This window comes from Paraburkholderia sp. Cy-641 (assembly GCF_011752945.1).
Lineage (GTDB): Bacteria > Pseudomonadota > Gammaproteobacteria > Burkholderiales > Burkholderiaceae > Paraburkholderia.
In genome coordinates this window covers 141946-148344 of the sequence record NZ_VWWM01000013.1, presented here as the reverse complement: position 1 = coordinate 148344, position 6399 = coordinate 141946, and the positions used below count along the sequence as shown (strand labels likewise).

The window sequence follows — 6399 nt, the reverse complement described above, 5'->3', positions numbered from 1 at the left end:
GGTGGGGGGCATGGCGGCGGCGAAGGTGATGGCGGTGCCGGCGGCGGAGGGCAGGGCGGCGGTGAGGGCGATGGTGGTGCCGGCAGCGGAGGGGATGGCGGCGGCGAAGGCAATGGCGGTTCCGGCAACGGAGGCCATGGCGGCGGCGAGGGCAATGGCGGTTCCGGCAACGGAGGCCACGGCGGCGGCCAGGGCAACGGCGGTTCCGGCAACGGAGGCCACGGCGGCGGCGAGGGCAATGGCGGTTCCGGTAACGGCGGTCACGGAGGCGGCCAAGGCAACGGCGGCTCCGGCAACGGAGGCCACGGCGGCGGCGAAGGCAATGGCGGCTCCGGCAACGGAGGCCACGGCGGCGGCCAGGGCAATGGCGGTTCCGGCAACGGAGGCCACGGCGGCGGCCAGGGCAACGGCGGTTCCGGCAACGGAGGCCATGGCGGCGGCGAGGGCAATGGCGGTTCCGGCAACGGAGGCCACGGCGGCGGCCAAGGCAACGGCGGCCATGGCGGCGGCAACGGTGGTTCCGGAAACGGCGGCAATGGCGGCTCCGGTGGCCACGGTGGCGGCTCCGGAGGCGGCAGTGGTGGCGGTCACGGTGGTGGCCACGGCGGCGGTCACTGACGATAAGCATGGCCGGAGGGACATTCCCGCTCCACGCGGAATACGCGGGATGTCCCTCATCTGCGGAGACCGGGCATCCGGTCTCCGCCAGGAAATCCGCGCGGCGCGGCAGGGATGCATCGGCAAAAGAAGTGGACGGCCGCCGCCGTCCACTTACCCGCCGAATGCGATGACTTTTTCCTGCACTACGATAAAGCCCTTCCTCTTAGCGACGCGTCCTGTCCCACGGCTCCGTCCGCAAAACTCCCAAACGCCGGCAGCATTCCTTGGCTTATCTCAAACTGCAAACACGGCATACGCATCGGCTCGCATTGCGATCCGATAGACCGGATGCACGCGACGACCCGCAAGCACACACGCATCATCTATCGCGCGGATGACGGCACCGCGCCACGGCCTGAGACGCTACGGCTCGCACACGTCTTCGACCCTCAATGCGTACGGCAATGCACCCGCATGCCGATTGCGATGGCCTTCGACAAGCACCGCACAGGCAACGCATCGAGCGTGAATGCGATGAGCGATTCGCGCGCGGCAGCAGATCGCCGGTAAACACGACACGAGCTTCCCGGCACTGACGTTTTCACATCGGCCTATCCGGCGACCAACGCAAACGAAAACGCAAACGGTGTCGGTATGCCTGAATACCTGATAACGACGCGAATCACATGCATGCGTTCGAGCACAAAACGAATTCCCGCGACGTCGAATCCCCGCAGCAGTACTTCGATACAGATCGGACCCGAAAGCAGAGAGCCGTAATTGCGCAGACGAAAGACCTCATAAAAAATCCGTTCGACACTTGCAACGCGATACCTGTCATTGCCGCGCGCTTTCCGCTGCCCGGAACGCGTCAAAAACACGAACCCGATCCGCGCAATCTCGCAAAAACGAAAACGCAAGCAAAAGCGAAAGCAAAAACGCAAGCAAAAAACACCGTAACAAAAGCTCGGACGAATTGCGGCTTTCCGGCAATGTCATCAGCGAACCCATTGACCGGCAACAAACCGTTCCACAACGGCACGATTCCCAATCGCATGTCTGCCCACCCGGCAACTCGAAACTGTGGCTCTGCATTGAAAGCCCTCTTCCAGCATCGAATTCGCAGCCGGCAAATGACTTACGCCGACATTCATCCGGACCGCGAAACCGCAATAGCGATTCATCGACGGCCCGACCCGGCTGCGCCTGCCCGTTCGTCAGCGCCCGAATGCTCCGGTCACGGTAGCCCCCATCCGATCCGTTACAATGGGACAGCCTGCTTACCCCACTGGAGAATGGCTTTGAAATTACTCGTCGCTTTGCTGGCTGCAACCGTTCTTTCTTCGACGGCCATGGCTGCCGCGCCGACCACGGAAAAACTGCCGTCGGGCGTCATCGTCGAACACCTGACGCAAGGCACTGGCCCGCAGCCGTCGGCGGAAGATGTCGTGAAGGTCAACTACCGGGGCACGCTGCCCAACGGCACCGAATTCGATAGCTCGACGAAGCACGGCGGCCCGGCCACGTTCCCGCTGAATCGCGTGATTCCGTGCTGGACGCAAGGCGTCCAGAAGATGAAAGTAGGCGGCAAGGCACGGCTGACATGCCCGGCCGCGACCGCTTACGGCGATCGCGGCGTCGGCCCGATTCCGCCGAACACCGACCTGACGTTCGAAGTCGAACTGGTCGGCATCGTCAAGTAAATGCGCCGGGACGCGTTGAAAATACGCTGAAACAAAGCCTCGCTCCGAATCTCGCAGCGAGGCTTTGTTTTTGGGGCGCAGAATAACCCGTCTGGGGGATTCACCATGAAACGCGATAAAACCGCCGTGCCGGTCGCAAGTATCGGCTTCACGGGCAAGACCGCGCAAAAGTTCTTCGATTTGCTGAAGGACGCCCACGTGCGCACGGTTCTCGACATCCGCCTGAATAACACCTCGCAGCTCGCGGGCTTTGCGAAGAAGCAGGATCTGCCTTATTTTCTCGAGCACCTGTGCGATGCGGCGTACGTCGAAGTGCCGGAGCTGGCCCCGGAACCGGATCTGCTGAAACGCTACCAGGGTAAGGCATTGACGTGGGAAAACTTTCGCGAAGAGTATTTCGATCTGATTGCGAAGCGTCGCGTGGAAAGCAATCTGGATATCTCGCTCTTTCAATCGGGCTGTCTGCTCTGCAGTGAACATTTACCGCATCACTGCCACCGGATGTTCGCACTCGAGTACCTGAACAGCCACTGGAATAGCCGGCTCGCCATTACGCATCTGACCTGACGAATCGGGTTCGCGAGGGGTTCGGGCACCGCCCGCGAACCTGCTTTGGGCTGGTTTTTCCTTGCTGTCTGCCGCGTTTTTCCCTGGTACTTTCCTGTACTTTTCTTTGCAGCGGACGGTTGCGCCGAGTCCGATCGCCCCCTTCATTTCATCGCCGGCCCGACTATTCGAGCACCCGGAAGCGGCGTAAAAGCGCTGAAAAATTCAAAAAAACGCGCGCCCGCTTTCAAGTTGCGCGCGGCTGGCTCGTCTATTCACTATTCACGAGCCGTCCCCCGTATTCGCCTCGCCATACTATCCGTAAGCATCGGGAAAACGCCGGCCGTCTTTTCACGCGTGCGAGGAGCGCCAGCCATGAATATCGACTTTCACTACGGAGTGGTCTACATTGCGGCCCGGATCGGCGGAATGACGCCCGGCGACGCACAGACCGTCGCGCATGCCTGCCAGTATGTCGACGACGCGACCACGAGCGGAATACTGCGTTTCAAAGGCGGCGAGACTTTCGAGCGTTTTGCGACCGCGCACAAGTTATTCGACTACGCCAATACCGAGAACGACCAGAACCGCCTCGTGTGGACGCCATTCCATTTTCTGCCCGCCGGAGAAGGCGCCTCCCTCGAAGAGAAGGCGATCTGCCGGCCCGACAGCGAGGTGGCGCGTGAGGTCGTGCGGCGTGCCATTCGTCAGCGCGACTCGGAAACGGCTTTGCACCGGCTCGGCATTACGCTGCATACGTATGTCGATACCTGGGCGCACCAGGGCTTCGCGGGGATCGAGAGTCCGTGGAATCGCGTGCATCTTCTCGAAGCGCAGGATTGCACACGCAAGGGCTGGCTCGCGCGCCTCAGGCTCGCGGCCGGGCATCTGCTCGAACATATCGAGGAGGACATATTGACGATCGCGCTGCCGGTCGGTCACGGCGCCGCATTGCATTATCCCGACCAGCCGTGGGCGCGTTGGCATTACATCGACGGCCGCAACAACTTCATCTCGCGGCACAATCTGCCGGATTTCGTGCAGGCGGCGCAAATGGCGTGCCGCGCCGTGCGCGGATATCTCGCGGGACGAGAGGATTTCGAAACTTTTCCCGGCATGCCGGAGGATACGACAAGCGCACTGACCCAGTTGCTCGATACGAGCCGGAATCCCGACGACAACCTGCGCCTGCAAAACGTCTGCGAATGGGTGAAAGCCGGCCGTATTCCCGGTCTGAAAGAAGCGGTGCCCGGCTATATCGCCAAAGGACGCGATTCGTGGAAGTTCAAGGCGACGGGTCTGCTTTGCGACGACGACACCGGGGACAGACCGCCATGGTCGAACGACTTTGAGAAAAGCGACTACCGCCTTTTTCATGACGCGGTCAAACAGCACCGCTTCGTGACGACCCAGGAGATCCTGCCCGCTCGCGGCCTGCGCATTGCTTGACTGAGGCTTTCTTGGGCCGCGCGGCGTGCTGTGCCGCAAGCGGGATTTCAAACATCGCAACGAGATGTGAATTCGCGCTTGCGGCGGTTCTCCCTCTTTCCGGTCTATTGCATTCTTGCCTGTTGATGTTGCGCGGCCTGTGCCGCCGCCTGTTCTTCGGCGTGTTTTTTAGCCATATGCCGTCCGACGAGACAGCCGCCCACCGCGCCGGCCACCGCGTGATGCCCCGCATAGTGCCCCGCGACTCCACCCACTACCGCTCCTTTGATACAGCCGGCCGCGTTCGCGGTGCCGGCCATTGCCGAAGAGAGTGCCACCGCCGCCAGGGCGGCCCGAATATAACCAGCTTTCATTGCGGATACCGTACGGTTGTCGAGTTGACCGGAAATGGGTTGCCCCGGCTTCATTTTCAATAGCGGCCGCCCATGTCTTTTCCGCACCAACTCTCAATGGGTTCGAAGGTTGCCCGCAGCCGCGTTGCCGGACCCAGACCGCAGTGTAAAAGGGCGCATCCCGAGCGGGAACAACAGCGATTGCAAGATTGGTAACCGACAGTTACCAGCCCTGAGGAAAGCGTATTTTCATGCTCCCGAACCCGCGTTTTTTCTCCATCTCCAATGTACTGTTCTAAAGTCGGTCACAAGAAAAAGGCCGTTTTCAAATAAAAAATGAACTACTTTCCTTTGAATATTCGAATGCTTGCCTATAGTAGAAGCGGTTATTGCCAGCAGGTACGGTAACGGGCTACCGTTGGATGCAAGTGATGGAGAGGCACACATGACGCCGTCGAATGCCGCGATCTCCCAGTCGGGGTCCTCTACGCCGGAGTCGTTGCGAACGCTCGCGAGTTATCTCGAATTGGCACTCGACGAAGGAAAGAGCGTGGTCGTGATGAGAATCGGCAAGCAGGTGCGCGGCGTTTATGTCGGCAATCCATCGGGCGCATTGGAGGATTTAACAGATTCCGGTGTTGTCGATGCTTTCCAGGCCGATGAAATGCTGATGCTGACCTGCCTCGGGCTGAACCGGATAACGGCGGACGGTCAACACTACCGTTTCGTGCGGAGTGTCAGGTATATCGCCGATCGTCAGGTTGTCGTTTTTACGCCTATCTGAGTGGCGGAACCGACACAGAAAAGACGAGTCAGGAGGAGAGGCAAAGGAAGAAAGCCGGGATACGTCAGTGGAGAATCTGAAAGCTTTGTATTTGAACTCCGCTCGACCAGGTCATGTCGATGTACTGAAGGTTCAATAGACTGCCTTTCTTCCTCTATTCATGGCATAGTTCGACGATTACCACACAAGGAGCATTCGAATGCCCACATTAGAGCAAATCCAAGCAAAGCTTAAAAAGCTCCAGGCGCAAGCTGACGTAATGATTGCCCGAAAAGCGCAGGCTGCAGTCGACCAGATTCGCGAGCTGATGCTCAAGCATGGTCTCACCACGGCCGATATCGAAGCCGAAGCAAAGGCAAGACGTGCCGCAAGAGGCGCGGGCAATGGCCGCGTGAAAGCCGCCGGTGCGGCCAAGGCGGGCAAAACAGCCACACCGGCCAAATACCTCGATCCCAAAACCGGCGCGACGTGGACCGGCCATGGCCGCGCGCCGGGCTGGATCGTCAATGCGAAAGATCGCACGGCATTCCTGATCAGTGGCGCGAGCGAAATGAAAGCGGCGGCGCCTGCCAAAGGCGGCAAGGGTCAACCGAAAGGCGCGCAGCCGCCGAAGTACCGCGACCCGAAAACCGGTGCGACCTGGAGTGGTCGTGGTCCGGCGCCCGCATGGCTCGCATCGGTCAAGGACCGCAGCAAATTCCTGATCGAGGGCGCGGCGGCAGCGGCTCCCAAAGCAGCGGCAAAGACCGGTAAAGCCAAATCGGCGGCGGTGAGCAAGAAGGCCGCGGCGAAAAAAGCCGGTGCCGCGCGCAAGACGGTGGCGAAAAAAGCCGCCGCGAAGAAGGCACCCACGGCAAGCAGGAAAGCCGCAGTGAAGAAAGCCGCCGCGAAAAAAGCGCCGGCCCGCAAAGTCGCAACGAAGGCAGCGGCAGCTCCGAGCGCAGCGGCACCGCAAGCCGCTACGGCGGAAGCGAGCGCGTAAGCG

7 protein-coding genes and 1 pseudogene are annotated in these 6399 nt (G+C 60.7%); 6 read left to right on the top strand and 2 right to left on the bottom strand.

The genetic code is table 11. The features are described 5' to 3' along the window. A pseudogene (locus tag F3J20_RS09040) lies at nt 1-591 on the bottom strand (hypothetical protein); the annotation flags it as partial. 141 nt (nt 592-732) lie between these two features. Here F3J20_RS09040 and F3J20_RS09035 point away from each other — a divergent pair. From F3J20_RS09035 to F3J20_RS09020, 4 genes are all read left to right on the top strand, one after another. Continuing rightward, the gene (locus F3J20_RS09035) at nt 733-1170 is read left to right on the top strand and encodes a hypothetical protein (RefSeq protein ID WP_167043608.1); all 438 of its coding nucleotides are present in this window, start codon (nt 733-735) and stop codon (nt 1168-1170) included. A 782-nt stretch (nt 1171-1952) separates the two neighbouring features. Further along, nucleotides 1953-2303 carry an FKBP-type peptidyl-prolyl cis-trans isomerase gene (locus F3J20_RS09030; protein ID WP_205192989.1) on the top strand — a complete coding sequence of 117 codons (351 nt, stop codon included), beginning with the start codon at nt 1953-1955 and terminating at the stop codon, nt 2301-2303. Between the two features lie 105 nt (nt 2304-2408). Beyond that, nucleotides 2409-2870 carry a DUF488 domain-containing protein gene (locus F3J20_RS09025; protein ID WP_167043610.1) on the top strand — a complete coding sequence of 154 codons (462 nt, stop codon included), beginning with the start codon at nt 2409-2411 and terminating at the stop codon, nt 2868-2870. 354 nt (nt 2871-3224) lie between these two features. Next, nucleotides 3225-4298, top strand: a complete 1074-nt coding sequence (locus F3J20_RS09020) for a DUF6765 family protein (RefSeq protein WP_167043956.1) — start codon at nt 3225-3227, stop codon at nt 4296-4298. A 104-nt stretch (nt 4299-4402) separates the two neighbouring features. Here F3J20_RS09020 and F3J20_RS09015 read toward each other — a convergent pair whose 3' ends face one another. Continuing rightward, a complete protein-coding gene (locus F3J20_RS09015; protein WP_205299259.1) occupies nt 4403-4651 on the bottom strand; it encodes a hypothetical protein in 249 nt (82 codons plus the stop codon). 424 nt (nt 4652-5075) lie between these two features. Here F3J20_RS09015 and F3J20_RS09010 point away from each other — a divergent pair, with 424 nt between their 5' ends. Together F3J20_RS09010 and F3J20_RS09005 are read left to right on the top strand one after the other, a co-directional pair. Beyond that, nucleotides 5076-5414: a hypothetical protein gene (locus F3J20_RS09010; protein WP_167043612.1), complete on the top strand. Its 339-nt coding sequence runs from the start codon at nt 5076-5078 to the stop codon at nt 5412-5414. 199 nt (nt 5415-5613) lie between these two features. Further along, a complete protein-coding gene (locus F3J20_RS09005) occupies nt 5614-6396 on the top strand; it encodes an H-NS family nucleoid-associated regulatory protein (protein ID WP_167283205.1) in 783 nt (260 codons plus the stop codon). The last annotated feature ends 3 nt before the right edge of the window (nt 6397-6399 follow it).